We start from the raw sequence: 23,777 nt of genomic DNA, 5'->3' as shown, positions 1-23,777 counted from the left end.
TTTTTTCTCTTGTTGGGGGGGAATAGCTCTCGACTTACACTTGAATATTTGCAGATCAATTTCTCCCTTGGTTGCATTGTTTTATCTAATTGATTGTCGTTATTTGGGGGGGCAGGAAGGTGCAGCAAATTAAGGTTTTTAGGTGGCTCTGGGGAGAAAGGGGTTGGCCTAAATAAACCCCTTGCTCGGAATAAATTTCGTTATTCTTGCTCAGTCAAGTTGCAGACAGTTTCAGCAAGTCTTTCGAAGGTTTTTTTGAAGTCGTCTCGGCTTATTTTCATGTTGTCCAGTGTATTTCCTCCTTGTTCAATTTGTGCGTCGGTTAGTGCGTATACAGGTACGTTATGTTTCTGAGCTTGCGCTATGAGTGAGTTGAAGTCTGCAATATTTTCAAGGTTGTATGGTTCATCCCGTACCGAATACTCATGGAATAAATTTTCTTCGATTGTCATGCTAAGAGGAGCCAGGGCGGGCATTAGAGATTTCGCGACTTCATTGTTAATGATATCGATCCATCTTTGAAATGATTTTGCCGGCGCACCGTTCCTAGGGCGATACTTCTGCGAAATTATTCCAATGAACTTAGGTGGGTCTAATGGCAGATGGTAGGTGAATTCCGAATCTCTGAACTCCGCAACTTCTTTGTGCCATTTTGGAATTACCCGGGTTAAAGATTTTATTGCTTGGGCGCAGAAAAAGTCCGGGGCTGTTGGAACGATAAAGTAGTCACTTGACATCAGCAGGCATTGATTCAGTGCGCCGACACTGGGGCTCATATCGACGATAACATAATCAAATTCATATTTTTCAGCTGTTGACCGAATGCACTGGCCCAGTACACCTGGTATATTTCTCATTGCCGGTAATTTAAGTGCTGTAGTCAATGCTACGCTGATCTGAGTTTCAGCCTCGGAAAGCTGAAGATTACCGCATAATAAAGACAGGTTAGGGTGAGCTGTTTCTACTGGAACTGCTTCTATGTGGCGACCTTCGCCGTTCAATACTGGTAATATGCAACTATAAAGATCGCAGTTGGGGTTTTTTGAATAAAAATCTGATGTGTCGTCAATGGAGTTGTAACCCAAAACAAGTGCCGTCAAATTACATTGAGGGTCTGTGTCGACAATGAGCGTTCTGTAGCCTTGCTCTGCTAACATCCAACCTAAATTGAAAGTGGTAGTAGTTTTACTTACGCCACCTTTATGGTTGAACAAAGAAATGATTTTCATGCGGAGTCCCTTGGCATATGGAAGTACCAAAGCTAGCCGTTTGATATCACTTTGTCGAGGAATAATTTTTTGGTCGGATAGTAAGCTTAATCGTTTAAGTATCGAGGTTTTTGTGTAATTTTAACGAGTTCTACGCTATGCCGCTTGATGTCACAAAAACTTTGCTGATCCTCAACAGCACGCAAACGCTCTTCTATGCAATTAATGACGAAGGCGCTGAGATAACAGATGGGGCGATTGCAACGGTGTTCGTATCAACCAGAGCACCACCTGAGGCGAGGTGAATATAGGTCGTCGGTGCTGCCCGGAACCTGATCAGTCCCCGCCATGATGTCTACGATTTTTCTTCCGATTTCCATCGCTAGGAAAAAGGGGACGATTTATTCTTTGGCGTCTCCTTTGTCTCCCAGATTGCCCCTGGCACAAAACGCCCAGCCCCCAGTGTACCTACCAATAGAAGTTAGTCCCGCTGTGCTATTCCCGTTTAAGCAGCTTCGATACCCGGAGAGCGGCGAACCATGTTAATTGGCCGATACCGACCAGCACGCGCTTCAGCACCCGAGCACACTGCCCCAGCCTCTGCCGCGCAACCCTCAGAACCCGACGCCTATCAGCCCCAGGCCGCGCATCAATCAAGCATAGCTTGGTAGTCGCCAAGGCCACCTTCGCTCCGACCGCTACAGCAACAGCAAGGAAATACAGCCAACGGTGATTCTTGGCTTTGTCATGCTGGCCGACCAGCGTCAACTGCTGCTTCAAGGAGGGCTTGACACCCGCAAGCCAGGGAACGATGCATTCGCTGGCCAAGGCTACGGTGTGACTGCTGATATTGTTATCCACAAGGCCGGGTGGGCCATCAGGATTGTTCAAGCAAAAGCCACGGGGGACGTACTCGCAGGTGCTGGAGAGTGGCGATGAGCGCGACATGCCATTGGAAAAGTGCTTCACGGGGCACAACCGTAGGTTGTAGTCGTTGATCTCTTTGCGGATGGCGATCACATCCTCGTCGCTTATGGTTCTTCTCGTCGCGGCGTAGAACCCTTTGGAGTCGTTCGGTGCGAAATCCATGAAGTAGCTGGCTTCACCTTCCTTGATATGGGTGAAGGTCCACTGTGAATCGCTGCTCCACTGGCACGATTTCAGGCTATCCAGGCCATTCGCCCTGCAGTAATCATCGTAGCGCTTGATCTGGCTCAGCAGGAACGCGCTGGCCTCCTGGATGCTCGCTGTCGCCTCCTTCAGCATTGCGGTGTCTTCATTGGCGCCGTTGTCCGCCACGAAGAACACCGCGGCGACCAACGCCAGTGGAAACCAGAAGTGATCGTATATCTGACGGAAGCGTTCGGTCAGGTTGAGGTTGTCATAGATAAGCACCATGACGGCCCATCCGGTGATGGCGCAAAGCATCAACAAGGGGATCAGCCCGATCTCGCTGCCCAGTTTCCCAACGCCATTGATGGCGTAACGGATGGGCAGGTAATTGATGTTGGGGAAAAGGCCCAGGCAGTTCAACACTCCCGGTAGGAGCAAGAGCGCAAAGAAGATGAGCACGCCTCTCTTCTTGCCCACCGTGTAGGCGGCTGCTGCCAGCAAGGGGATCAGCAGCAGCGACAGCATCATCAGACAGCCAAGCGTGTTCACCATCGCTTCATCGGGCGACCAGTAGGTTCCGATGATTTGCCCGGCGTCGTTACGCCCGGTGAAGGTCGATGAGACGACGCCAAGCCCCTCCAGGATCTGGTTCAGGTTGTAGGCCGCGCCGTGGAGAAACTTTACGTAAGGGTAGAAGAAAGTCCCTATGGAAATTGACATCACTCTGAGTCCTTCAATGCGGTAGACATTCCTTGGTTACTTGAAGCGCTTGTTGCCTGAAGGGCCAGGAGGTGGGGAAGGGGTAACCGATGCGAACGTGCTATCCATCTCTGCACGGTCATAGTCCAGCAAATATTCTTGATGCTGACAGTACAACTGCCTGAGTAGCGTTTCGTTAGGCCCAACGACATCCATGCCTCTGTCGTCATAGGGAAAGACCATAACGCCCTGCGGCAGGTTGAAGAGATACAAAATGCAGTTGAATTGCGGTTGGATCGGCGCGAGGTCTTTGGCTAGGGCTCCCCACAGCAATGTCTCAAGGCGGGAGATGGGGAGTTTGAAGGCGACATTAACCCAATACTCTGGCTGATCTGCGCTGTACCACTCGTCAGCGGCTACATCCTCGCGCCAGATTGAACGCGCAGAGGGAATGAGTATCCCGGCAGATCGCAGCGCGCGAAGTTCTGGCCTGTGGATGAAATGGCTTGCGTCAGAGTAGGCGCACAGGCAGACGACAAGCTCGTCTTCGCCGTGGAAGATGTCGTTGCAGATTTTTGTCGCTTTGCGGAGCGCGGTTAGAAACTGATCGACCACGCCGCCGGATTCGGAGAGTTCAAAGCGCAGGCCGCCGGGATAGGAATAGAACAGCGGTCTGGCGAACGTGTTGTTGCCAAAGATTCGTTCGATTTCGATTTGTAGATTCACGTGTGTCCTTGGCCGCTCTTCAACCGTTTCCATGGTTTGGGTGGTGCGATGGGATGTTACGACGCCTCGGATAGTGGGTCGATGACCTTGGGTGTCGCACCGCCAGCCGTCGCCGCGTTCTTGCGTTCAGTCGAACTCTACGTTTGACGCGAACGATGGATACCCAAGGCTCAGGTCTTCGAGGCATTTTTGCATGAGCTCAGCATCTTTGGGTAAGCGCCTGGATAACGCATCCCACCCGGAAATTTTCAGGTGCACGGGCATTTCCACCAGTCCTGTGATTGCGTCCCAGAAGGCATCCCAGTTACAGCCGTACCGGCCGGGGAAGCCGAGCGCATCGCTCAGGGTGGAATGGAGTTCGTTGGCACTCATCACTCCGTTTAGATCAATCTGCACAAGCTGTGGGCGGGTCTCTGTTCAAGCCTCGAAACGTTCGACAGCTATAACAATCTGGCAAGCGGGAATGACTGTCTAGGTTATTACGGAAAGCGTTAATCGCAGTAATAGATGTAAGGTTCGTTTACCCGCCATGTGCCAGTCACAGAATATCGGGAAAATTTCTGAGCATGATCGCCGGAGCATGAAGCCCCTACATCGCCTGTGCGCCTCGTCGATGACACCACGGAAACCCACGTCGGATACAAGCCAATTGAGAAGGGTAGATGAGGCCTGTCCCCTATGGTGCTTCCACACTCAGCTTGTCATCCCCTGAACCTTACAGAGGGTCATGGGGCTTTATGACATCACTCAATGCCTAATTCGTGGCTCCATGGGGTGCATTCCGATGGAGTAAGCGAGCCTGGGAAGCTAGGTTTCGCATCAAGATATGCATAAATGCATATTTTTGTTGATTTCACGACTGTGTTTTTGTACAGTCTTTTTGCCTTGTTCGATCCCAGCCCCAACAGGCTGAGGGGAACACAGACACGGAAGCCGCAGGTCTCGATGGAGACCTTAACAGTGCTGATATCCCACTGATCAACAGTGTGATCTCATATTAGGAGAACATGATGTCTACAAACGGAACCATGGAATTACCCCCAATCATAATCACACCTAACCCCCCGCCGCCGCAGCCGCCCAAACCGATACCAGGTGGTGGTTATGTTGCGAAACCCCAACCATGGGTTAAGGGAGTCGGACCCATCACTAAGCTTAGTGACCTGGGAATAAATCTAAATCACGACAGTGCGGGAACGACCATATTTGTGGTGGCTGCCGGCTCCTTAAAAAAAATTGAAGATGTATACAAAGCCAGTGTGCCAAATATTCCCGCCAGTCTTGAAATGCAAATTAACGCAACCACTGGATCAAATACTAATGAGTCGCTAGAGGGGCTGAAGAAAAAAAAGGCTTCGATTGACGCCCTTTTACTGGCCAAGCAAGCTGAGATTAAGAGTGATACTGTAAAATCCAGTGCTTTTTTTGGAAGGGCTTTTTTAAGTAAGGATTTTAAGCAGAACGGAGTAGACTTTGTTAATAGAAGTTACTCTCATCGTGATAAAGATGCATACTATAATCTTTTTATCGCGGCTGGTACTGCGGCTTACAATGTTAAAGTTTTAACTGAGGAGATTAGAATTCTCACTGCGAAAACTAAAGCTTTCACGACGAAAATTGCCGTAGCCCAAGCGGCAGAAAATAAGGCCAAAGCCGAAGCTAAGCGGCTGGCGGAAGAGAAGGCCAAAGCCGAAGCTAAGCGGCTGGCGGAAGAGAAGGCCAAAGCCGAAGCTAAGCGGCTGGCGGAAGAGAAGGCCAAAGCCGAAGCTAAGCGGCTGGCGGAAGAGAAGGCCAAAGCCGAAGCTAAGCGGCTGGCGGAAGAGAAGGCCAAAGCCGAAGCTAAGCGGCTGGCGGAAGAGAAGGCCAAAGCCGAAGCTAAGCGGCTGGCGGAAGAGAAGGCCAAAGCCGAAGCTAAGCGGCTGGCGGAAGAGAAGGCCAAAGCCGAAGCTAAGCGGCTGGCGGAAGAGAAGGCCAAAGCCGAAGCTAAGCGGCTGGCGGAAGAGAAGGCTAAAGCCGAAGCTAAGCGTTTGGCAGAGGAGAAGGCCAAAGCTGAGGCCGAAGCTAAGCGTTTGGCGGAGGAGAAGGCCAAAGCAGAAGCTGAGGCTAAGCGGTTGGCAGATGAGAAGACCAAAGCAGATGATGAGTTAAAGGGCGCTATTAAATTTACTGCTGATTTTTACAAAGATATTAGTGGGAGGTTTGGCACACAGATGTCAGCTTTAGCTCAGCAAATGACTGATGATGCGAAAGGTAAAGTACTGCGAAGCGCTGATGAAGCTTTACGAGCGTTCGATCAGTACAAGGATAATCTGAACAAAAAATTTAGTGTCGCTGATCGGACGGCAATTGCTAACGCTCTTGAGTCGTTAGATAGGGGCGAGCTGGCAAAGAACCTAAATGTTTTTAGTAAGGCTTTTGGGTACGTGGGGAAAGCTATTGATGCCATGGATTTGCTCGTCGAAATCAAAAAAGGCTATGAGACGGGTGACTGGAACAGTACGGTTTTGAAAGTTGAAACCCTATTTGCCGGCGCGGCGGCAACTGGACTGATAGCATTTGCGTTCGGTCTAGCAGTTACCACACCTATGGGTATTATTGCATTTGGTCTAGTTATGGCGTTGGTTAGTGCGTTTATTAATGATGCGCGTGTAAAAATGTTCAATGATGCTCTTGATTCTGTTTTGAGTCGATAAGAGCAAAGGAGAGTGGTCTATTTAGACCACTCTCTTCAATCCAAGATATATTAAAAAGCTGCCCCCCAAAGGTATTGCTGTAATCATGCATATGAAAAAATATATGACGTACAGTCCGTTTTTTCCGGGGCTTTCAGTCAATAAACCAGTTGTCCAAAATTCACGGCTTGTAAAGCGCAAGCATGTATTTTCAATAAGCTTTCTGGAGAAGGGGAAAAGAAAAGTGCTGCAGAGGCATGTGATTAGATAGAACAGGTTTGTTGTTTCGTATAAGGGCTCTTTGTAAAACCAAACGATTAAACCCAGTGCGAGTAAGCTGAGTGAGATTAATAGGTTGCTAAAATAATATTTTTTGTTCAAAGAGTACCTCGAGTATCATGCTGGGGGGGCTGCTTGAAGTCTTGCTTGGGGGGGTTTAATGTTTGCAAGTTTTGAATGCTGAGTTTGATACTGTATAAGTATGCAGTTATTAAGGGGTGGCGTCAGTTCCTTCTGGTGTCTATATGGTGTCGCTATTCTACGCGGGGCACCCTAACAATCTCAAGACTCAAATTGGCGGTATTCATGCTCTTGGTCCACCGCAGGCGGCATATATCGAGAAAGGGAGATGGTTGAATTGTGGGCTTATGGATGCTTCATTTCTTCTAAATGTATCCGAATGCGATGGTCGGAGCACGAAACTCGTCTCTGAGCGCACGGTATGAATCCACATGCACGGCATTTTCAGTGTTTGAAATCCGACAAAACAAACGAAGTACAGCTTGTAAGATAAACCTCAACCTTCTCCAGCGACGGCATCACCTCGCTACACGACTCGGTACGCTCCCCGTCAGTCTCTCGAATCAGGCTGACGGTATACCCGCCCTCAACCCGCCGCAGGGTGCCAACGAATTTAACCGCACGACCTTGTTCGTCACTCAACAACGTAGCGCTCAGCTCCTTCTCTGGCAAGGCTTGCTCCGTTCGCCTCATCAGTGCCTTACGCTTCGCGGCGTAATCTTTCGCGGCGATCGCGCCGAAAATCGCGGCGGCGATCCAGAAGAGCATTTCCAGGTTGCTCACCATTCGCCGTTTCGCTTCATGGGTTTCGGTTAGCCAACTGCCTATCGCTGTGATGATGTCGTCCCTGGTTGCCTGCGTAGGAGCGTGTTTTGGCTGTTGGATCTGCAACGCGGAGCATCGCGGTATGCGTTACCACGCGGAACGTGCGAGCGCTGGGGTTTATAGAATATCTTTCACGTAACCGTTAAGCGCGATGAGCGGAGCGTAAAGATCGTCCATTTTCTGCACTGCGTTGAAGTCCGCAGCCAAACGATGCAGCTCTCGGCCCAGCACTGTATCCACCCCACCCACCGCCCCCAACGCTAAATCCAGGCATCGACTGATTTCGCCCTGAATCCCGGCCACATCGCCCCGCCGTATCAGCAACTCAAAAATCTCCCGGTCGCAACTGCCCATCAACGGATCATCCCGCAGGATCGGGCTGTGGCCTTCTGTCTCATAGGCCAGTTTGAGGGAATAGAGAGCGACCGTTTCCAGCAGCAATTCCATGGGGTGAAATCCTTTGTGACTGGGTGGGGAGGGTGTGGCCACTCGGAGCATCGGTGGGTGCAGTGACATTTTTGTGAGCGCTTCGCGCTCAAGCGGGAGCAAGCTCCCTCGCCACGAGGATTGTGGTGTTCCTGGAGGTGGATCACTTTCCTGCAGACGAAAAAAAAGACCTTGAATTTCAAGGTCTTTCTTTAAGATGGTGCCCCGAGGGAGACTCGAACTCCCACTCCTTTCGAAAACGGATTTTGAATCCGCCGCGTCTACCAATTCCGCCATCAGGGCTCAATGGCGGCGAAGTATAGAGAGGTGCCTACCGTTGGTCAATCACGTTTCATGGTGAATTTTTAATATTTCCGCTAGACTTTCCGGCCCTGCTAGACGAACCCCATCATGCGTGTTGCTGACTTTACCTTCGAACTCCCGGATTCGCTGATCGCTCGCCACCCGCTGGCCGAGCGGCGCGCCAGTCGACTGTTGACCCTGGACGGGGTCAGCGGTGCCATGGCTCACCGTCAATTCACTGATTTGCTCGAGCATTTGCGCCCGGGCGATTTGATGGTGTTCAACAATACCCGGGTGATTCCGGCGCGTTTGTTCGGCCAGAAGGCCTCCGGCGGCAAGCTGGAGATTCTGGTGGAGCGGGTGCTGGACAGTCATCGGGTGCTGGCCCATGTGCGGTCGAGCAAGTCGCCCAAGCCCGGTTCGTCGATTCTGATCGACGGCGGCGGTGAGGCGGTGATGGTGGCGCGGCATGATGCGTTGTTCGAGCTGGAATTCGCCGAAGAGGTGTTGCCGCTGCTCGACCGTGTCGGGCACATGCCGTTGCCTCCTTATATAGACCGCCCGGACGAAGGTTCGGACCGCGAGCGTTATCAGACGGTGTACGCCGAGCGCCTGGGGGCGGTGGCGGCGCCGACGGCGGGGCTGCATTTTGATCAGCCGTTGTTGGAGGCGATTGCGGCCAAGGGCGTGGAGACGGCGTTCGTGACGCTGCACGTCGGCGCCGGGACGTTCCAGCCGGTGCGGGTGGAGCGTATCGAAGACCATCACATGCACAACGAATGGCTGGAAGTGAGCCAGGACGTGGTCGATGCCGTGGCGGCCTGTCGCGCCCGCGGTGGGCGGGTGGTGGCGGTGGGGACCACCAGCGTGCGGTCTTTGGAAAGCGCTGCGCGCGATGGCGTGCTCAAGCCGTTCAGTGGCGACACCGATATCTTTATCTACCCGGGCCGGCCGTTCCATGTGGTCGATGCCCTGGTCACCAACTTTCATTTGCCTGAATCCACGCTGTTGATGCTGGTTTCGGCGTTCGCCGGTTATCCCGAAGCCATGGCCGCCTACAAGGCCGCCGTCGAGCATGGGTACCGCTTTTTCAGCTACGGTGATGCGATGTTCATCACCCGTAACCCCGCGCCACGCGGGCCCGAGGAAACCGTATGAGTCGCACCTGTCGCATGTCCTTCGAGTTGCTTGCCACCGATGGCAAGGCTCGTCGCGGACGCCTGACCTTCCCCCGCGGAACCGTGGAAACCCCTGCGTTCATGCCGGTGGGCACCTACGGCACGGTCAAGGGCATGCTGCCGCGTGACATCGAGGCGATTGGCGCGGAGATCATCCTCGGCAATACCTTCCACCTGTGGCTGCGCCCAGGCATGGAAGTGATCAAGGCCCACGGCGACCTGCACGATTTCATGCAGTGGAAAGGCCCGATCCTGACCGACTCCGGCGGCTTCCAGGTGTTCAGCCTGGGCGCGATGCGCAAGATCAAGGAGGAGGGCGTGACCTTCGCTTCTCCGGTGGACGGTTCCAAGGTGTTCATGGGGCCGGAAGAGTCGATGCAGGTGCAGCGCGACCTGGGCTCGGACATCGTGATGATCTTCGACGAATGCACGCCGTACCCGGCCGATGAAGACGTGGCGCGGGTGTCCATGGAGCTGTCGTTGCGCTGGGCCCAGCGGTCGAAGAATGCCCATGGCGAGAACACGGCGGCGCTGTTCGGCATCGTCCAGGGCGGCATGCACCGCGACTTGCGCATGCGCTCCCTCGAAGGCCTGGACAAGATTGGCTTCGACGGCCTGGCGATTGGTGGCCTGTCGGTGGGTGAGCCGAAGCACGAGATGATCAAGGTGCTCGATTACCTGCCGGGCGAAATGCCGGCTGACAAACCTCGTTACCTTATGGGCGTTGGCAAACCGGAAGATCTGGTTGAGGGTGTGCGCCGCGGGGTGGACATGTTCGATTGCGTGATGCCAACCCGTAATGCCCGCAATGGGCATCTGTTCATCGACACCGGTGTGCTGAAGATCCGTAACGCGTTCCATCGCCATGATGATTCGCCGCTCGATCCGACGTGCGATTGCTATACCTGCCAGAACTTCTCCCGCGCTTATCTGCATCATTTGGACAAGTGCGGCGAAATGCTCGGCAGTATGCTCAATACCATCCACAATTTGCGCCATTATCAGGTGCTTATGGCTGGTTTGCGCGAGGCTATCCAACAGGGTACATTGGCCGCCTTTGTCGAGGCCTTCTATGCCAAGCGCGGGTTGCCTGTTCCGCCTTTGGACTGAGTTTTCCGATCCCTAGATTCAATACTTGCAACTGGAGTGCTAAATGAGCTTTTTTATCTCTAACGCCATGGCTGATGCCGCTGCACCTGCAGCCGCGCCTATGGGTGGCGGTTTCGAGTGGATTTTCCTGGTCGGCTTCCTGGTCATCTTCTACCTGATGATCTGGCGTCCACAGGCCAAGCGCGCCAAAGAGCAGAAAAACCTGCTCAGCAGCCTGCAAAAAGGTGATGAAGTGGTCACCACCGGCGGCATCGCTGGCAAGATCACTAAAGTGGCTGATGACTTCGTGGTACTGGAAGTGTCCGACACTGTTGAAATGAAGTTCCAGAAGGGCGCCATCGCGGCCACGCTGCCAAAAGGCACGCTGAAAGCGATCTAAGTAACCACTTCTTTTCAATCGACGGGGCGCGCAAGGCGCCCCGCGTCATAAGCGGGCGGCGTGATGCTGAACAAATACCCTCTGTGGAAATACCTACTGATCCTGGCGGTGCTGGCGGTCGGTGTGATTTATTCCGCTCCCAATCTATACCCGGATGACCCGGCCATTCAGGTCAGTGGCGCAAGCACTGCGCTGCAGGTCACCCAGGCCGATCTGGACCGTGCGAGCGCTGCGCTCAAGGCGTCCAATATCGATGTGAAGGCTGCGTCCATCGCCGAAAACGGCAAGGGCGGCCTGTTGCGCCTGGTCAAGGCTGAAGACCAACTGCCAGCCAAGGATGTGGTGCGCAAGGCGTTGGGCGACGATTACGTTGTGGCCCTGAACCTGGCCCAGACCACGCCCCCGTGGCTGCGCAAGCTTGGCGCACACCCAATGAAGCTGGGCCTGGACTTGTCCGGTGGTGTGCACTTCCTGCTGGAAGTGGACATGGAAAAAGCCCTCGACGCACGCCTGAAAGTCTACGAAGGCGACGTCAAGAGCCTGCTGCGTAAAGAGCGCCTGCGTTATCGCAGCCTGCCGCAGTTCGAAGGTGCCATTCAGCTGGGCTTCAGCGATGAAGATGCCCGCGAACAGGCCCGTGCGCTGGTGCGCAAGAATTTCAACGATTTCGACATTGTGCCGGCCGACCTCAATGGCCAACCGGTGCTGCGTCTGGCGATGACCCCGGCCAAGCTGGCGGAAATCCGCGAGTACTCCATCAAGCAGAACTTGACCACGGTGCGTAACCGCGTCAACGAGCTGGGTGTGGCCGAGCCGATCGTGCAGCGCCAGGGCGCCAACCGCATCGTGGTTGAGCTGCCAGGCGTGCAGGACACGGCCGAAGCCAAGCGTATCCTCGGCAAGACCGCCAACCTGGAGTTCCGCCTGGCCGCTGAGCCGGGTGCGTCCAAGGCCACTTCCGAGAGCTTCGAGTTCCGTGAAGGCGGTCGTCCGGCGGCGCAGATCGAGCGTGGCCTGATCATCACCGGTGACCAGGTGACCGACGCCCAGGCGGGCTTCGACGAGCAGGGTCGTCCACAGGTGAACATTCGCCTGGACGGTCATGGCGGCGAACTGATGAGCCGCGCCACGCGCAGCAACGTTGGTCGCAGCATGGCGGTGATCTTCATCGAGCAGAAGCCGACCACCACTTACACCAAGCAAGTGGTCAACGGCGTCGAGAAAGACGTACCGGTCCAGACCTTCAAGGAAGAGAAGAAGATCATCAGCCTGGCGACCATCCAGTCGCCACTGGGCAGCCAGTTCCGCATCACCGGCCTCAATGGCCAGGGCGAATCCTCGGAACTGGCCCTGCTGCTGCGTGCCGGTGGCCTGGCCGCGCCGATGTACTTCGCTGAAGAACGCACCATCGGCCCGAGCCTGGGTGCCGACAACATCACCAAGGGTGTCGATGCTTCGCTGTGGGGCATGCTGTTCGTGTCGCTGTTCATCATCGCCATCTACCGCTTCTTCGGCTTGATCGCCACGGTTGCGCTGGCGGTGAACATGGTGCTGCTGCTGGCCCTGATGTCCTTGCTGGGCGCCACACTGACCCTGCCGGGTATCGCCGGTATCGTGTTGACCATGGGTATGGCGGTGGACGCCAACGTGCTGATCTTCTCGCGGATACGTGAAGAGATCGCCGCGGGCATGTCGATCCAGCGGGCAATCAACGAAGGCTTCGGCCGCGCATTCACTGCGATTATCGACTCCAACCTGACCACGTTGCTGGTCGGCGGGATTCTCTTTGCCATGGGCACCGGCCCGGTCAAGGGCTTCGCAGTGACCATGTCCCTCGGGATCTTTACCTCGATGTTCACAGCCATCATGGTGACCCGTGCAATGGTCAACCTGATTTATGGTGGTCGTGACGTCAAGAAGTTGTGGATTTAAGGGGCTGCCATGTTACGTACAATCAACTTCATGGGCGTTCGCAACATTGCGTTCGGCGTCACATTGTTCCTTACGGCCCTGGCGTTGTTCAGCTGGGCCACCAAGGGCCTGAACTACGGCCTGGACTTCACCGGCGGTACGCTCATCGAGCTGACCTACGAGCGTCCGGCCGACGTCACCAGGGTGCGTGAGCAACTGGCGTCGTCGGGCTATGCCGATGCCATCGTGCAGAGCTTCGGCGCGACCACCGATTTGCTGGTGCGCATGCCGGGTGAAGACCCGCAACTGGGCCACCAGGTAGCCGAAGCCTTGCAGAAGGCTGGCGGCGACAACCCGGCCCAGGTCAAGCGCGTGGAGTTCGTCGGCCCGCAAGTGGGTGAAGAGCTGCGCGACCAGGGCGGCCTCGGCATGCTGTTGGCCCTGGGCGGCGTGATGCTCTACCTGGCGTTCCGCTTCCAGTGGAAGTTCGCGGTGGGCGCGATTGTCTCGCTGATCCACGACGTGATCGTGACCGTGGGCATCCTGTCGTTCTTCCAGATCACCTTCGACTTGACGGTGTTGGCGGCGGTGCTGGCGATCATCGGTTACTCGCTCAACGACACCATCGTGGTGTTCGACCGGGTGCGTGAGAACTTCCGCGTGCTGCGCAAGGCGTCCTTGGTCGAGAACATCAACATCTCGACCACCCAGACCCTGCTGCGGACCATGGCGACGTCGATCTCCACCTTGCTGGCGATTGTCGCGCTGCTGGTGTTTGGTGGTGACAACCTGTTCGGTTTCTCCATTGCGCTGTTCATCGGTGTGATGGCGGGTACTTACTCGTCGATCTACATCGCCAACGTGGTGTTGATCTGGCTGAACCTGAGCTCCGAGGATCTGATTCCTCCTGCGGCCACTGACACCGAGGTGGACGACCGCCCGTAAGGCTCGGCTTTCCGTCCGTCACCGCTGAAAAGGCGCGAGTTGAACTCGCGCCTTTTTTTATGCTCCAAGGCTGGGAGAAGCGCGGATTATTCCGCTTGTGATGGTCAGGAGGTTCAAGTGAACAAATCGATGCTGGTTGGTGCGGTATTGGGTGCTGTCGGTGTAACAGCCGGTGGTGCGGTCGCCACCTACAGCTTGGTAAAAAGTGGCCCTGAGTATGCGCAAGTATTGGCCGTGGAGCCGGTCAAGACCCAGATCAAGACCCCGCGTGAAGTGTGCAAGGACGTCACCGTGACTCGGCAGAAGCCCGTCCAGGACCAGCACCAGATCGCCGGCACCGTGCTCGGTGCTGTGGCCGGTGGCCTGTTGGGCAACCAGATCGGCGGCGGCAACGGCAAGAAGATCGCCACCGTGGCGGGTGCGGCCGGTGGTGGTTATGCCGGTAACAAGATCCAGGAAGGCATGCAGGAACGCGACACCTACACCACCACCCAGACTCGCTGTAACACCGTCAATGACATCAGCGACAAGGTTGTGGGCTACGACGTTCGCTACATGCTCGACGGCAAAGAAGGCAAGGTCCGCATGGACCGCGACCCGGGCAACCAGATCCCGGTGAGCAAGGAAGGCCAACTGATCCTGGGCCAGAACGAACCGGCCCAGTAATTGGAAGATGTACAAGAAGCACCCTTCGGGGTGCTTTTTTTACGTCCGCATTTCCATGCTCACATCAATCCACTATAGACACAAAACCTGTGCCTGCCCCAGTCCCCCTGTGGGAGCGAGCCTGCTCGCGATAGCGGTGGGTCAGCTTGCAAGGATGTTGGATGGCCGGCCTCTTCGCGAGCAGGCTCGCTCCCACAGTAGGTCTGCGGCAGGCTTCGATTTCCCGGCTACCCAAACCTCCCCTGTGGGAGCAAAGCTTGCTCGCGATGGCGGTGGTTCAGCCTGCATCCATGTCCAAGGTGTGATGCATTGTGGCGAGGGAGCTTGCTCCCGCTGGGCTGCGCAGCAGACCCAAGATCTTGCGGTCGCTGCGCAACCGAGCGGGAGCAAGCTCCCTCGCCACAATGTCCGCCTCTGGGCTGGGTGGTGTGAAACAGGCATAAAAAAAGCACCCCGAAAGGTGCTTTTTTCTAACCGAACTACCTAACGCTTCAACGAAGCCGGCAAGTGCGGCTGGATGGCCGTCAGTACAGCCTTGAAGCATTTGGTGTTGCCGGCAACGATGTGGCCTTTCTCAAGGAAATCATGGCCGCCGGTGAAGTCGCTCACCAAGCCACCGGCTTCCTGGATCAGCAGGGCGCCTGCGGCCATGTCCCATTCGGACAGGCCCGACTCCCAGAACGCATCGAAACGGCCAGCAGCCACATAAGCCAGGTCCAGGCTCGCAGCACCGGCGCGGCGGATGCCGGCGGTCTGGCCGACCAGGGCGCGGAACATGCCCAGGTAGTTGTCCAGGTTGTCCATCTGGTCATCACGGAACGGGAAGCCGGTACCCAGCAGGGCGCCGTCCAGGCTGGTGCGGCCGCTGACGCGCAGGCGACGACCGTTCAGTTGGGCGCCACGGCCACGGCTGGCGGTGAATTCTTCCTGGCGAACCGGGTCCAGCACGACGGCGTGTTCCAGGCGGCCACGGTATTTGCAGGCGATGCTGACCGCGAAGTGAGGAATGCCGCGCAGGAAGTTGGTGGTGCCGTCCAGCGGATCGATGATCCACAGGTACTCTTCGCCTTCGATGCCAGTACCGGCGTGCATGCCGGTCTCTTCACCGAGGATGGAGTGGTTTGGGTAAGCCTTGCGCAGGGCGTCGACGATTTTCTGTTCGGCGGCGCGATCGACCTCGGACACATAGTCCTTGGCGTCTTTTTCATCGACCTTGATGGTATCCAGGCGCTCGATGGAGCGGAAGATCAGTTCACTGGCGCTGCGGGCGGCGCGCAGCGCGATATTCAGCATGGGCTGCATGGATGTGTCACCTAAGGTTGTTAAAGAAAGCCGCGCATTCTATCAGAAAGTTTTCTCAGGAGAAGGTTGGTGTTCGCTTTCATAGCTTAACGGTAGGTGCTTAGGTAAGATTTGCTCCCTTTATCGTGTTCGAGAGCGCCTCCCTTGTTGCAGAACATTCGTGTCGTCCTGGTCAATACCAGCCATCCGGGTAACATCGGCGGAGCTGCGCGGGCCATGAAGAACATGGGCCTGTCGCGCCTGGTGCTGGTCGAGCCGCGCTTGTTTCCCCATCACGAAGCCGATGCCCGGGCCTCCGGCGCCGGTGACATCCTTGCCAGCGCCCAGGTCGTCGCCACCCTGGAAGATGCCCTGGTGGGTTGCAACCTGGTGCTCGGCACCAGCGCCCGCGACCGCCGCATCCCCTGGCCGCTGCTCGACCCCCGCGAATGCGGCACCAAAGTGGTCGAGGAGGCCGCGCAAGGCTTCGAGATCGCCCTGGTGTTCGGTCGTGAAGACTCCGGCCTGACCAACGACGAGCTGCAGCGATGTCACTTTCACGTGCATATCCCTTCCGACCCCGAGTTCAGTTCCTTGAACCTGGGGGCGGCGGTGCAGGTGTTGAGCTATGAAGTGCGCATGGCTTGGCTGGCGGCCGAAGGCAAGCCCAGCAAAGTCGAAAAAACCGAGGTGACGTCGCCGCGCAGTGAGACACTGGCGACCATGGACGAGTTGGAACGATTCTTCGAACACCTGGAGCAGACCCTGGTGGACATCGAATTCCTCGACCCGGAAAAGCCGCGGCACTTGATGGCGCGCCTGCGTCGGTTGTACGGACGAAGCTCGGTGAGCCGGGCGGAGATGAATATATTGCGCGGCATCCTCACGGAAACCCAGAAAGCGGCCCGTGGCGAGCTGATTAAGCGGAAGAAATAAAATGTTCGAACGTTTGCGTGAAGATATCCAAAGTGTTTTCCATCGTGACCCGGCGGCGCGCAATGCCTTTGAAGTGCTGACCTGCTACCCGGGCATGCACGCCATCTGGATCCATCGCCTGTCCGGCGCTTTGTGGGGCATGGGCTGGAAGTGGTTGGCGCGGCTGGTCTCGAACTTCGGCCGCTGGCTGACCGGGATCGAGATCCACCCGGGTGCCAAGGTCGGCCGCCGCTTCTTCATCGACCATGGCATGGGCATCGTCATAGGTGAAACCGCCGAGATCGGCGACGACGTGACGCTCTACCAGGGCGTGACCCTCGGCGGCACGAGTTGGAACAAAGGCAAGCGCCACCCAACCCTGGAAGACGGCGTGGTGGTCGGTGCCGGCGCCAAGGTGCTCGGGCCGTTCACGGTCGGGGCGGGGGCGAAAGTCGGTTCCAACGCCGTGGTGACCAAGGCCGTGCCGCCGGGCGCGACCGTGGTGGGCATTCCGGGACGGATCATCGTCAAGTCCGATGACGAGCAGGACGCCCGCCGCAAGGCCATGGCCGAGAAGATCGGCTTCGACGCCTACGGTGTCGGCGAAGACATGCCCGACCCGGTCGCCCGCGCCATCAACCAGTTGCTCGATCACCTGCAAGCCGTCGATGGGCGCCTGGAAGGGATGTGCGGCGCCCTGAAGGACCTGGGCAGTAATTACTGTGCCAAGGACCTGCCTGAACTGCGCGAGGAAGACTTTGCGTGTGTGAAGGACAAGGATGAGACCCAGGCCGGTTGAAACCCTGCCGGCCTCATCGCGAGCAAGCTCGCTCCCACATTGGATCCCTGCCGCCCCGCAGATCCCTTGTGGGAGCGAGCTTGCTCGCGAAGAACGATAACGCGGTATAGCTGGTCGTTAGCCGCCTACCTTTGCTATCATTCGCGCGCTCTTTCGCGGGTAAACCCGAGTAAAGCACTAGGTCTTATACTTGACTTAAATACTCGGGAATTGCATACTCGCCCCCATTCCGAACTCCGTGGTAATTGTCCATGCGACTGACTACAAAAGGCCGATACGCCGTGACCGCAATGCTGGATCTGGCATTGCATGCGCAGCACGGGCCGGTGTCCCTGGCCGATATCTCCGAGCGCCAGGGCATTTCCCTGTCCTACCTTGAACAGCTGTTTGCCAAGCTGCGCCGTAGCAACCTGGTTTCCAGCGTTCGCGGCCCCGGCGGCGGCTACCAGCTGTCGCGCGACATGCAGGGCATCCAGGTTGCCCAGGTGATCGATGCGGTGAACGAATCGGTCGATGCGACCAAATGCCAGGGCCTTGGCGACTGCCATGGCGGCGATACTTGCCTGACCCACCACTTGTGGTGCGACCTCAGCCTGCAGATTCACGAATTTCTAAGCGGTATCAGCTTGGCTGACCTTGTAACTCGTCGTGAGGTGCAAGAAGTAGCCCAGCGTCAGGACCAGCGCCGTTGCAATAGCAAGACGCTGCACCTGGACAAGATTGAAGCGTCCGCCGTCGAATGACTGCCGCAGAGCACGCGGAACGCCAGCCAGCCTGATTTAGGAGAAAGTCCATGAAATTGCCGATTTACCTTGATTACTCTGCGACCACCCCGGTTGATCCGCGTGTTGCGCAAAAAATGAGTGAATGCCTGCTGGTCGACGGAAACTTCGGCAACCCGGCGTCCCGTTCCCACGTGTTCGGCTGGAAGGCCGAAGAGTCGGTCGAAAACGCCCGTCGCCAGGTCGCCGACCTGGTCAACGCCGACCCGCGTGAAATCGTCTGGACCTCCGGTGCCACCGAATCCGACAACCTGGCAATCAAGGGTGTCGCGCATTTCTACCACACCAAGGGCAAGCACCTGATCACCTCCAAGATCGAGCACAAGGCTGTCCTGGACACCATGCGCCAACTGGAGCGTGAAGGCTTCGAAGTCACCTACATCGAGCCCGGTGAAGACGGCATCATCACCCCGGCCATGATCGAAGCCGCCCTGCGCGACGACACCATCCTGGTCTCGATCATGCACGTGAACAACGAAATCGGCACCGTCAACGACATCGCCGCCATCGGCGAACTGACCCGTTCCAAGGGCGTCCTGTTCCACGTCGACGGCGCGCAGTCCACCGGCAAGGTCGACATCGACCTGTCCAAGCTGAAAGTCGACCTGATGTCGTTCTCCGCCCACAAGACTTATGGCCCTAAAGGCATCGGCGCGCTGTACGTCAGCCGCAAGCCGCGTGTTCGCCTTGAAGCGACCATGCACGGCGGCGGGCACGAGCGTGGCATGCGTTCCGGCACCCTGGCGACCCACCAGATCGTCGGCATGGGCGAAGCCTTCCGTGTGGCCAAGGAAGACATGGCCGCCGAGAACGTACGCATCAAGGCCCTGAGCGACCGTTTCTTCAAGCAGGTCGAGCACCTCGAAGAACTCTACGTCAACGGCAGCCTGACCGCCCGCGTACCGCACAACCTGAACCTGAGCTTCAACTACGTTGAAGGCGAGTCGCTGATCATGGCGCTCAAGGATCTGGCCGTGTCGTCCGGTTCGGCGTGCACCTCGGCGTCGCTGGAGCCTTCGTACGTACTGCGCGCCCTGGGCCGCAACGACGAACTGGCCCACAGCTCGATCCGCTTCACCTTCGGCCGTTTCACCACCGAAGAAGAAATCGATTACGCCGCGCAGAAAGTCTGCGAGGCCGTTACCAAGCTGCGCGCTCTGTCGCCGCTGTGGGACATGTACAAAGACGGCGTCGACATCTCGAAAATCGAATGGGCGGCGCACTGAGAAGTCGCCACCAGAGCGGCTCCACTGATGAGGATTGAAGCAAATGGCATATAGCGAAAAGGTCATCGACCACTACGAGAACCCGCGCAACGTCGGCAAGATGGACGCGCAGGATCCTGATGTCGGCACCGGCATGGTCGGCGCTCCGGCGTGCGGCGACGTGATGCGCCTGCAGATCAAGGTCAACGAGCAAGGCATCATCGAAGATGCCAAGTTCAAGACCTATGGCTGCGGTTCCGCCATCGCGTCCAGCTCCCTGGCCACCGAGTGGATGAAGGGCAAGACCCTTGATGAAGCCGAAACCATCAAGAACACCCAGCTGGCCGAAGAACTGGCCCTGCCGCCAGTGAAGATCCACTGCTCGGTACTCGCCGAAGACGCCATCAAGGCCGCCGTTCGCGATTACAAGCAGAAGAAAGGCTTGATCTGATCCGCGTTACGGTAAGGAGTTTTCCATGGCTATCCAGATGACAGAAGCGGCAGCTAACCATATCCAGCGCTCCCTTGCGGGGCGCGGCAAGGGCGAGGGTATCCGCCTGGGTGTTCGCACCACGGGCTGTTCTGGCCTCGCCTATGTACTGGAATTCGTCGACGAAGTGGGCGAAGACGATCAGGTGTTCGAGAGTCATGGTCAGAAAGTGATCATCGACCCGAAAAGCCTGACGTACCTGGACGGCACCGAGCTGGATTTCGTCAAGGAAGGGTTGAACGAAGGCTTCAAGTTCAACAACCCCAACGTGCGCGGTGAATGTGGCTGCGGCGAAAGCTTCAACATCTGAGGCGGCTTGTGGGTACTCCTTGTCATTTTGCGTTGTTCCAGATGCAGCCGGCGTTCCAGCTGGATCTTGAGCAGTTGTCCGCGCGTTACCTTGAACTGGCCCGTGGCGTCCATCCCGACCGCTTTGCCGATGCTTCCGAGGCGGAGCAGCGGCGGGCGCTCGAGCAGTCGGCGAACCTCAACGAGGCTTACCAGACGCTCAAGCACCCGGCCAAGCGCGCGCGTTACCTGCTCGCCATCAGCGGCCATGAGTTGCCGCTGGAGGTCACGGTCCACGATCCCGAGTTTCTGTTGCAGCAGATGCAATGGCGCGAAGAGCTCGAGGACCTGCAGGACAGCGCCGACCTGGCCGGTGTCGCGGTATTCAAGCGCCGCTTGAAGGACGCCCAGCAAACACTGAACGAAAGCTTCGCAGCCTGCTGGAACGATGCCGCGCAACGCGAACAGGCCGAACGTCTGATGCGGCGCATGCAGTTCCTCGACAAGCTCACCTACGAAGTGCGCCAGTTAGAAGAGCGCCTCGACGATTAACCCAGTGCCGCTCCGGTCGCACGCCTGATTACAGATAAGTCCTGATTACGATGGCCCTACTGCAGATCGCCGAACCCGGCCAAAGTCCACAACCGCACCAGCGTCGCCTGGCTGTCGGGATCGACTTGGGTACCACCAATTCCCTGGTCGCTGCCTTGCGCAGCGGTCTTTCCGAACCGCTGGCCGACGAGCAGGGACGGGTGATCCTGCCGTCCGCCGTGCGTTATCACGCCGACCGCGTCGAAGTGGGCGAGTCGGCCAAGCTGGCCGCCGCCACTGACCCCTTGAACACCATTGTCTCGGTCAAGCGCTTGATGGGTCGTGGCCTGTCCGACGTCAAGCAATTGGGCGACCAGCTGCCGTACCGCTTCGTCGGTGGCGAGTCCCATATGCCGTTCATCGAAACCGTGCAGGGCCCGAAAAGCCCGGTCGAGGTTTCCGCCGACATCCTCAAGGTCCTGCGCCAGCGCGCCGAAGCGGCGTTGGGTGGTGAGTTGGTGGGTGCGGTCATCACCGTCCCGGCCTATTTCGACGACGCCCAGCGCCAAGCCACCAAGGACGCGGCCAAGCTGGCCGGCCTGAACGTGCTGCGCCTGCTCAACGAGCCGACCGCTGCGGCGGTCGCGTATGGTCTGGACCAGCATGCCGAAGGCCTGGTCGCCATCTACGACCTGGGCGGCGGTACGTTCGATATTTCGATCCTGCGCCTGACCGGCGGTGTCTTCGAAGTCCTGGCCACCGGTGGCGACAGTGCCCTGGGCGGCGATGACTTCGACCATGCCATCGCTGGCTGGATCATCGAGCAGGCGGGCTTGTCCGCCGACCTCGACCCCGGTGCGCAACGCCACCTGCTGCAAACCGCCTGCGCCGCCAAGGAAGCCTTGACCGACACCGCCACGGTTGAAGTGGCTTATGGCGAGTGGAAAGCCGCGCTGACTCGCGAAGCCTTCGATGCCCTGATCGAGCCCATGGTCGCCCGTAGCCTCAAGGCCTGCCGCCGTGCGGTGCGTGATTCCGGCGTGGAGCTGGAAGACGTCAAGGCCGTGGTCATGGTCGGTGGTTCGACCCGCGTGCCTCGGGTTCGCGAAGCCGTTGCCGAGGCCTTTGGCCGCCAGCCGCTGACCGAAATCGACCCGGACCAGGTGGTGGCCATCGGCGCCGCGATCCAGGCCGATACCCTGGCCGGCAACAAGCGTGACGGCGGCGAACTGCTGTTGCTCGACGTGATTCCGTTGTCCCTGGGGCTGGAAACCATGGGCGGCCTGATGGAGAAGGTGATTCCGCGCAACACCACCATCCCGGTTGCCCGCGCCCAGGACTTCACCACCTACAAAGACGGCCAGTCGGCCATGATGATCCACGTGCTGCAAGGCGAGCGTGAACTGATCAGCGACTGCCGCTCCCTGGCCCGCTTCGAGTTGCGCGGCATCCCGGCCATGGTTGCCGGTGCGGCGAAAATCCGCGTGACCTTCCAGGTCGACGCCGACGGCTTGCTCAATGTTTCCGCCCGCGAACTGGGTTCGGGCGTGGAGGCGAGCATCCAGGTCAAGCCGTCCTATGGCCTGACCGACGGCGAAATCGCCAAGATGCTCAAGGATTCCTTCCAGCACGCCAGCGACGACAAGGTCGCCCGTGTACTGCGCGAGCAACAGGTCGATGCCCAGCGCCTGATCGAAGCCGTGCAAGGTGCCCTTGAGGCCGACGGCGACCGGTTGCTCGACGCTGAAGAGCGCATGGTCATCGAGCTGCAGATGCAGGAATTGTCCGAATTGATGAAAGGCACCGATGGTTATGCCATCGAGCAGCAGACCAAGCGTCTGTCGCAGGTCACCGATGCCTTTGCTGCCCGCCGCCTGGACTCGACGGTGAAAGCCGCCCTGGCGGGGCGCAACCTGAATGAAATCGAGGAATAACTGATGCCGCAGGTGATTTTTCTGCCCCACGAGAAGTTCTGTCCGGAGGGCATGGTCGTGGAGGCTGAGCCCGGGACTTCCATTCTCGAACTGGCCCATGAGCACCATATCGAGATAGAGAGTGCCTGTGGCGGCGTCTGTGCTTGCACGACGTGCCATTGCATCATTCGTGAGGGCTTCGATTCGCTGGAAGAGGCAGACGAGTTGGAAGAAGACTTCCTCGATCGGGCCTGGGGGCTGGAGGCACAATCGCGCCTGAGCTGCCAAGCTATCGTCGGCACCGAAGACCTGACCGTCGAAATCCCGAAATATTCGCTTAACCATGCGGCCGAAGCGCCGCACTGATGGTGACACTGTCATGAGCTATGGTTGGAATGATGTACAACGCATCGCAGAAGAGTTGGCCGAAGCCCACGAGGGTCTCGATCCATACTCTGTAGGTTTCGTCCGTTTGCAGCAGATGATCCTGGAGCTGCCTGACTTCGATGCCACCTCTGGCCGAGTCGGCGAGAAAGTGTTGGAAGCGGTTCAGGAGCTCTGGGCCGCCGAATTGGACTGATCGCCTCGCAGGTTAGGCAATACCTAAGAACCCGCGTATAATTCGCGGGTTTAATTTTTCGTAAATTACCGTTTCTGGAGTTACACCATGGCTGTTCAACGTACTTTCTCCATCATCAAGCCTGACGCCGTTGCAAAAAACGTGATCGGCAAGATCGTTACCCGCTTCGAAGACGCTGGCCTGCGCGTTGTAGCTTCGAAAATGAAGCAACTGTCCAAAGCCGAAGCCGAAGGCTTCTACGCTGAGCACAGCGAGCGCGGTTTCTTCGGTGAGCTGGTTGCCTTCATGACTTCCGGTCCGGTTGTCGTTCAGGTGCTGGAAGGCGAAAACGCTATCGCTCGCAACCGTGAGCTGATGGGCGCTACCAACCCTAAAGAAGCTGCTGCCGGCACCATCCGTGCTGACTTCGCTGAATCCATCGACGCCAACGCCGTCCACGGTTCGGACTCCGAAGCCGCCGCTGCTCGCGAAATCGCCTACTTTTTCGCTGCTACTGAAGTAACCACTCGCTAAGCATTGGCTTAAGAGTGAA

General features: G+C 57.3%; 26 protein-coding genes and 1 tRNA gene. 18 read left to right on the top strand and 9 right to left on the bottom strand.

The genetic code is table 11. The features are described from left to right. Positions 1 to 200: 200 nt before the first annotated feature. The 4 genes from M1D99_RS24925 to M1D99_RS24910 form a co-directional block, all read right to left on the bottom strand. On the bottom strand, positions 201 to 1,229 hold the full coding sequence (locus tag M1D99_RS24925) for a ParA family protein (protein WP_458130909.1): 1,029 nt from the start codon (positions 1,227 to 1,229) through the stop codon (positions 201 to 203). 474 nt (positions 1,230 to 1,703) lie between these two features. Then, positions 1,704 to 3,041: a hypothetical protein gene (locus M1D99_RS24920; protein WP_458130908.1), complete on the bottom strand. Its 1,338-nt coding sequence runs from the start codon at positions 3,039 to 3,041 to the stop codon at positions 1,704 to 1,706. Positions 3,042 to 3,077: 36 nt separating this feature from the next. After that, positions 3,078 to 3,746, bottom strand: a complete 669-nt coding sequence (locus M1D99_RS24915) for a DUF3885 domain-containing protein (protein WP_458130907.1) — start codon at positions 3,744 to 3,746, stop codon at positions 3,078 to 3,080. A gap of 126 nt (positions 3,747 to 3,872) precedes the next feature. After that, positions 3,873 to 4,142, bottom strand: coding sequence for a barstar family protein (locus M1D99_RS24910; RefSeq protein WP_458130906.1), 270 nt, complete (start codon positions 4,140 to 4,142; stop codon positions 3,873 to 3,875). A gap of 611 nt (positions 4,143 to 4,753) precedes the next feature. On the opposite strand from M1D99_RS24910, the gene M1D99_RS24905 reads away from it, so the two are divergent. After that, positions 4,754 to 6,439 (top strand): colicin-like pore-forming protein, encoded by a 1,686-nt coding sequence (locus tag M1D99_RS24905; RefSeq protein WP_458130905.1) that lies wholly within the window; start codon positions 4,754 to 4,756, stop codon positions 6,437 to 6,439. Positions 6,440 to 6,460: 21 nt separating this feature from the next. Here M1D99_RS24905 and M1D99_RS24900 read toward each other — a convergent pair whose 3' ends face one another. The 4 genes from M1D99_RS24900 to M1D99_RS24885 form a co-directional block, all read right to left on the bottom strand. Further along, on the bottom strand, positions 6,461 to 6,799 hold the full coding sequence (locus M1D99_RS24900) for a colicin E1 family microcin immunity protein (protein ID WP_434572220.1): 339 nt from the start codon (positions 6,797 to 6,799) through the stop codon (positions 6,461 to 6,463). Positions 6,800 to 7,162: 363 nt separating this feature from the next. After that, entirely contained in the window at positions 7,163 to 7,504 is a 342-nt protein-coding gene (locus M1D99_RS24895; RefSeq protein WP_434572218.1) for a hypothetical protein, read from the bottom strand. Between the two features lie 156 nt (positions 7,505 to 7,660). Continuing rightward, complete coding sequence (locus tag M1D99_RS24890) at positions 7,661 to 7,990, bottom strand: hypothetical protein (protein ID WP_434572216.1); 330 nt, start codon at positions 7,988 to 7,990, stop codon at positions 7,661 to 7,663. A 197-nt stretch (positions 7,991 to 8,187) separates the two neighbouring features. Next, positions 8,188 to 8,272: transfer RNA gene (locus M1D99_RS24885), tRNA-Leu, on the bottom strand. Between the two features lie 108 nt (positions 8,273 to 8,380). On the opposite strand from M1D99_RS24885, the gene queA reads away from it, so the two are divergent. From queA to M1D99_RS24855, 6 genes are all read left to right on the top strand, one after another. Then, positions 8,381 to 9,430: a tRNA preQ1(34) S-adenosylmethionine ribosyltransferase-isomerase QueA gene (gene queA / locus M1D99_RS24880; RefSeq protein WP_028237240.1), complete on the top strand. Its 1,050-nt coding sequence runs from the start codon at positions 8,381 to 8,383 to the stop codon at positions 9,428 to 9,430. Between the two features lie 14 nt (positions 9,431 to 9,444). Continuing rightward, a complete protein-coding gene (tgt, locus tag M1D99_RS24875; protein ID WP_161951757.1) occupies positions 9,445 to 10,560 on the top strand; it encodes a tRNA guanosine(34) transglycosylase Tgt in 1,116 nt (371 codons plus the stop codon). A 43-nt stretch (positions 10,561 to 10,603) separates the two neighbouring features. Further along, entirely contained in the window at positions 10,604 to 10,939 is a 336-nt protein-coding gene (gene yajC / locus M1D99_RS24870; RefSeq protein WP_007956696.1) for a preprotein translocase subunit YajC, read from the top strand. 63 nt (positions 10,940 to 11,002) lie between these two features. Beyond that, a complete protein-coding gene (secD, locus tag M1D99_RS24865) occupies positions 11,003 to 12,871 on the top strand; it encodes a protein translocase subunit SecD (RefSeq protein ID WP_458130904.1) in 1,869 nt (622 codons plus the stop codon). Between the two features lie 9 nt (positions 12,872 to 12,880). Then, positions 12,881 to 13,795, top strand: coding sequence for a protein translocase subunit SecF (secF, locus tag M1D99_RS24860; protein ID WP_458130903.1), 915 nt, complete (start codon positions 12,881 to 12,883; stop codon positions 13,793 to 13,795). 117 nt (positions 13,796 to 13,912) lie between these two features. Then, positions 13,913 to 14,461, top strand: coding sequence for a glycine zipper 2TM domain-containing protein (locus M1D99_RS24855; RefSeq protein WP_018607449.1), 549 nt, complete (start codon positions 13,913 to 13,915; stop codon positions 14,459 to 14,461). A 483-nt stretch (positions 14,462 to 14,944) separates the two neighbouring features. Here the strand turns inward: M1D99_RS24855 and suhB are convergent, their stop codons facing one another. Beyond that, complete coding sequence (suhB, locus tag M1D99_RS24850) at positions 14,945 to 15,763, bottom strand: type III secretion system regulator SuhB (protein ID WP_003185165.1); 819 nt, start codon at positions 15,761 to 15,763, stop codon at positions 14,945 to 14,947. A 144-nt stretch (positions 15,764 to 15,907) separates the two neighbouring features. On the opposite strand from suhB, the gene trmJ reads away from it, so the two are divergent. The 11 genes from trmJ to ndk all read left to right on the top strand — a co-directional run bounded on the left by trmJ (position 15,908) and on the right by ndk (position 23,758). Beyond that, the gene (trmJ, locus tag M1D99_RS24845) at positions 15,908 to 16,678 is read left to right on the top strand and encodes a tRNA (cytosine(32)/uridine(32)-2'-O)-methyltransferase TrmJ (RefSeq protein ID WP_207966499.1); all 771 of its coding nucleotides are present in this window, start codon (positions 15,908 to 15,910) and stop codon (positions 16,676 to 16,678) included. A gap of 1 nt (position 16,679) precedes the next feature. Then, positions 16,680 to 17,456: a serine O-acetyltransferase gene (gene cysE / locus M1D99_RS24840; RefSeq protein ID WP_434572212.1), complete on the top strand. Its 777-nt coding sequence runs from the start codon at positions 16,680 to 16,682 to the stop codon at positions 17,454 to 17,456. Positions 17,457 to 17,707: 251 nt separating this feature from the next. Beyond that, positions 17,708 to 18,199: a Fe-S cluster assembly transcriptional regulator IscR gene (gene iscR, locus M1D99_RS24835; RefSeq protein ID WP_018611583.1), complete on the top strand. Its 492-nt coding sequence runs from the start codon at positions 17,708 to 17,710 to the stop codon at positions 18,197 to 18,199. Positions 18,200 to 18,249: 50 nt separating this feature from the next. After that, positions 18,250 to 19,464, top strand: coding sequence for an IscS subfamily cysteine desulfurase (locus M1D99_RS24830; RefSeq protein WP_186705397.1), 1,215 nt, complete (start codon positions 18,250 to 18,252; stop codon positions 19,462 to 19,464). Between the two features lie 43 nt (positions 19,465 to 19,507). Continuing rightward, complete coding sequence (gene iscU, locus M1D99_RS24825; protein WP_003185157.1) at positions 19,508 to 19,894, top strand: Fe-S cluster assembly scaffold IscU; 387 nt, start codon at positions 19,508 to 19,510, stop codon at positions 19,892 to 19,894. 25 nt (positions 19,895 to 19,919) lie between these two features. After that, a complete protein-coding gene (gene iscA / locus M1D99_RS24820) occupies positions 19,920 to 20,243 on the top strand; it encodes an iron-sulfur cluster assembly protein IscA (RefSeq protein ID WP_003185155.1) in 324 nt (107 codons plus the stop codon). 8 nt (positions 20,244 to 20,251) lie between these two features. Then, on the top strand, positions 20,252 to 20,773 hold the full coding sequence (gene hscB, locus M1D99_RS24815) for a co-chaperone HscB (protein WP_060739093.1): 522 nt from the start codon (positions 20,252 to 20,254) through the stop codon (positions 20,771 to 20,773). A 50-nt stretch (positions 20,774 to 20,823) separates the two neighbouring features. Further along, positions 20,824 to 22,686, top strand: coding sequence for a Fe-S protein assembly chaperone HscA (hscA, locus tag M1D99_RS24810; RefSeq protein WP_434572209.1), 1,863 nt, complete (start codon positions 20,824 to 20,826; stop codon positions 22,684 to 22,686). A 3-nt stretch (positions 22,687 to 22,689) separates the two neighbouring features. Further along, complete coding sequence (gene fdx, locus M1D99_RS24805) at positions 22,690 to 23,031, top strand: ISC system 2Fe-2S type ferredoxin (protein ID WP_207966503.1); 342 nt, start codon at positions 22,690 to 22,692, stop codon at positions 23,029 to 23,031. Between the two features lie 13 nt (positions 23,032 to 23,044). Then, positions 23,045 to 23,245 (top strand): Fe-S cluster assembly protein IscX, encoded by a 201-nt coding sequence (iscX, locus tag M1D99_RS24800; RefSeq protein ID WP_016773328.1) that lies wholly within the window; start codon positions 23,045 to 23,047, stop codon positions 23,243 to 23,245. An 87-nt stretch (positions 23,246 to 23,332) separates the two neighbouring features. Then, on the top strand, positions 23,333 to 23,758 hold the full coding sequence (gene ndk, locus M1D99_RS24795) for a nucleoside-diphosphate kinase (protein WP_063322853.1): 426 nt from the start codon (positions 23,333 to 23,335) through the stop codon (positions 23,756 to 23,758). Positions 23,759 to 23,777: the final 19 nt, after the last annotated feature.

The sequence above is a fragment of the Pseudomonas sp. R3-41 genome, assembly GCF_054161485.1.
The sequence above is the reverse complement of the archived record's forward strand: the minus strand, read 5'-3'. Positions and strand labels throughout refer to the sequence as shown.

Bases quoted from the DNA above. Each gene is read 5' to 3' on its own strand.
- M1D99_RS24920 (WP_458130908.1), bottom strand. From the start codon at position 3,041: ATGTCAATTTCCATAGGGACTTTCTTCTACCCTTACGTAAAGTTTCTC.
- M1D99_RS24905 (WP_458130905.1), top strand. From the start codon at position 4,754: ATGATGTCTACAAACGGAACCATGGAATTACCCCCAATCATAATCACA.
- secF (WP_458130903.1), top strand. From the start codon at position 12,881: ATGTTACGTACAATCAACTTCATGGGCGTTCGCAACATTGCGTTCGGC.
- M1D99_RS24895 (WP_434572218.1), bottom strand. From the start codon at position 7,504: ATGGTGAGCAACCTGGAAATGCTCTTCTGGATCGCCGCCGCGATTTTC.
- hscA (WP_434572209.1), top strand. From the start codon at position 20,824: ATGGCCCTACTGCAGATCGCCGAACCCGGCCAAAGTCCACAACCGCAC.
- iscX (WP_016773328.1), top strand. From the start codon at position 23,045: ATGAGCTATGGTTGGAATGATGTACAACGCATCGCAGAAGAGTTGGCC.
- ndk (WP_063322853.1), top strand. From the start codon at position 23,333: ATGGCTGTTCAACGTACTTTCTCCATCATCAAGCCTGACGCCGTTGCA.
- M1D99_RS24890 (WP_434572216.1), bottom strand. From the start codon at position 7,990: ATGGAATTGCTGCTGGAAACGGTCGCTCTCTATTCCCTCAAACTGGCC.
- M1D99_RS24925 (WP_458130909.1), bottom strand. From the start codon at position 1,229: ATGAAAATCATTTCTTTGTTCAACCATAAAGGTGGCGTAAGTAAAACT.
- yajC (WP_007956696.1), top strand. From the start codon at position 10,604: ATGAGCTTTTTTATCTCTAACGCCATGGCTGATGCCGCTGCACCTGCA.
- iscA (WP_003185155.1), top strand. From the start codon at position 19,920: ATGGCTATCCAGATGACAGAAGCGGCAGCTAACCATATCCAGCGCTCC.
- queA (WP_028237240.1), top strand. From the start codon at position 8,381: ATGCGTGTTGCTGACTTTACCTTCGAACTCCCGGATTCGCTGATCGCT.
- suhB (WP_003185165.1), bottom strand. From the start codon at position 15,763: ATGCAGCCCATGCTGAATATCGCGCTGCGCGCCGCCCGCAGCGCCAGT.
- fdx (WP_207966503.1), top strand. From the start codon at position 22,690: ATGCCGCAGGTGATTTTTCTGCCCCACGAGAAGTTCTGTCCGGAGGGC.
- secD (WP_458130904.1), top strand. From the start codon at position 11,003: ATGCTGAACAAATACCCTCTGTGGAAATACCTACTGATCCTGGCGGTG.
- iscU (WP_003185157.1), top strand. From the start codon at position 19,508: ATGGCATATAGCGAAAAGGTCATCGACCACTACGAGAACCCGCGCAAC.
- M1D99_RS24830 (WP_186705397.1), top strand. From the start codon at position 18,250: ATGAAATTGCCGATTTACCTTGATTACTCTGCGACCACCCCGGTTGAT.
- iscR (WP_018611583.1), top strand. From the start codon at position 17,708: ATGCGACTGACTACAAAAGGCCGATACGCCGTGACCGCAATGCTGGAT.
- tgt (WP_161951757.1), top strand. From the start codon at position 9,445: ATGTCCTTCGAGTTGCTTGCCACCGATGGCAAGGCTCGTCGCGGACGC.
- cysE (WP_434572212.1), top strand. From the start codon at position 16,680: ATGTTCGAACGTTTGCGTGAAGATATCCAAAGTGTTTTCCATCGTGAC.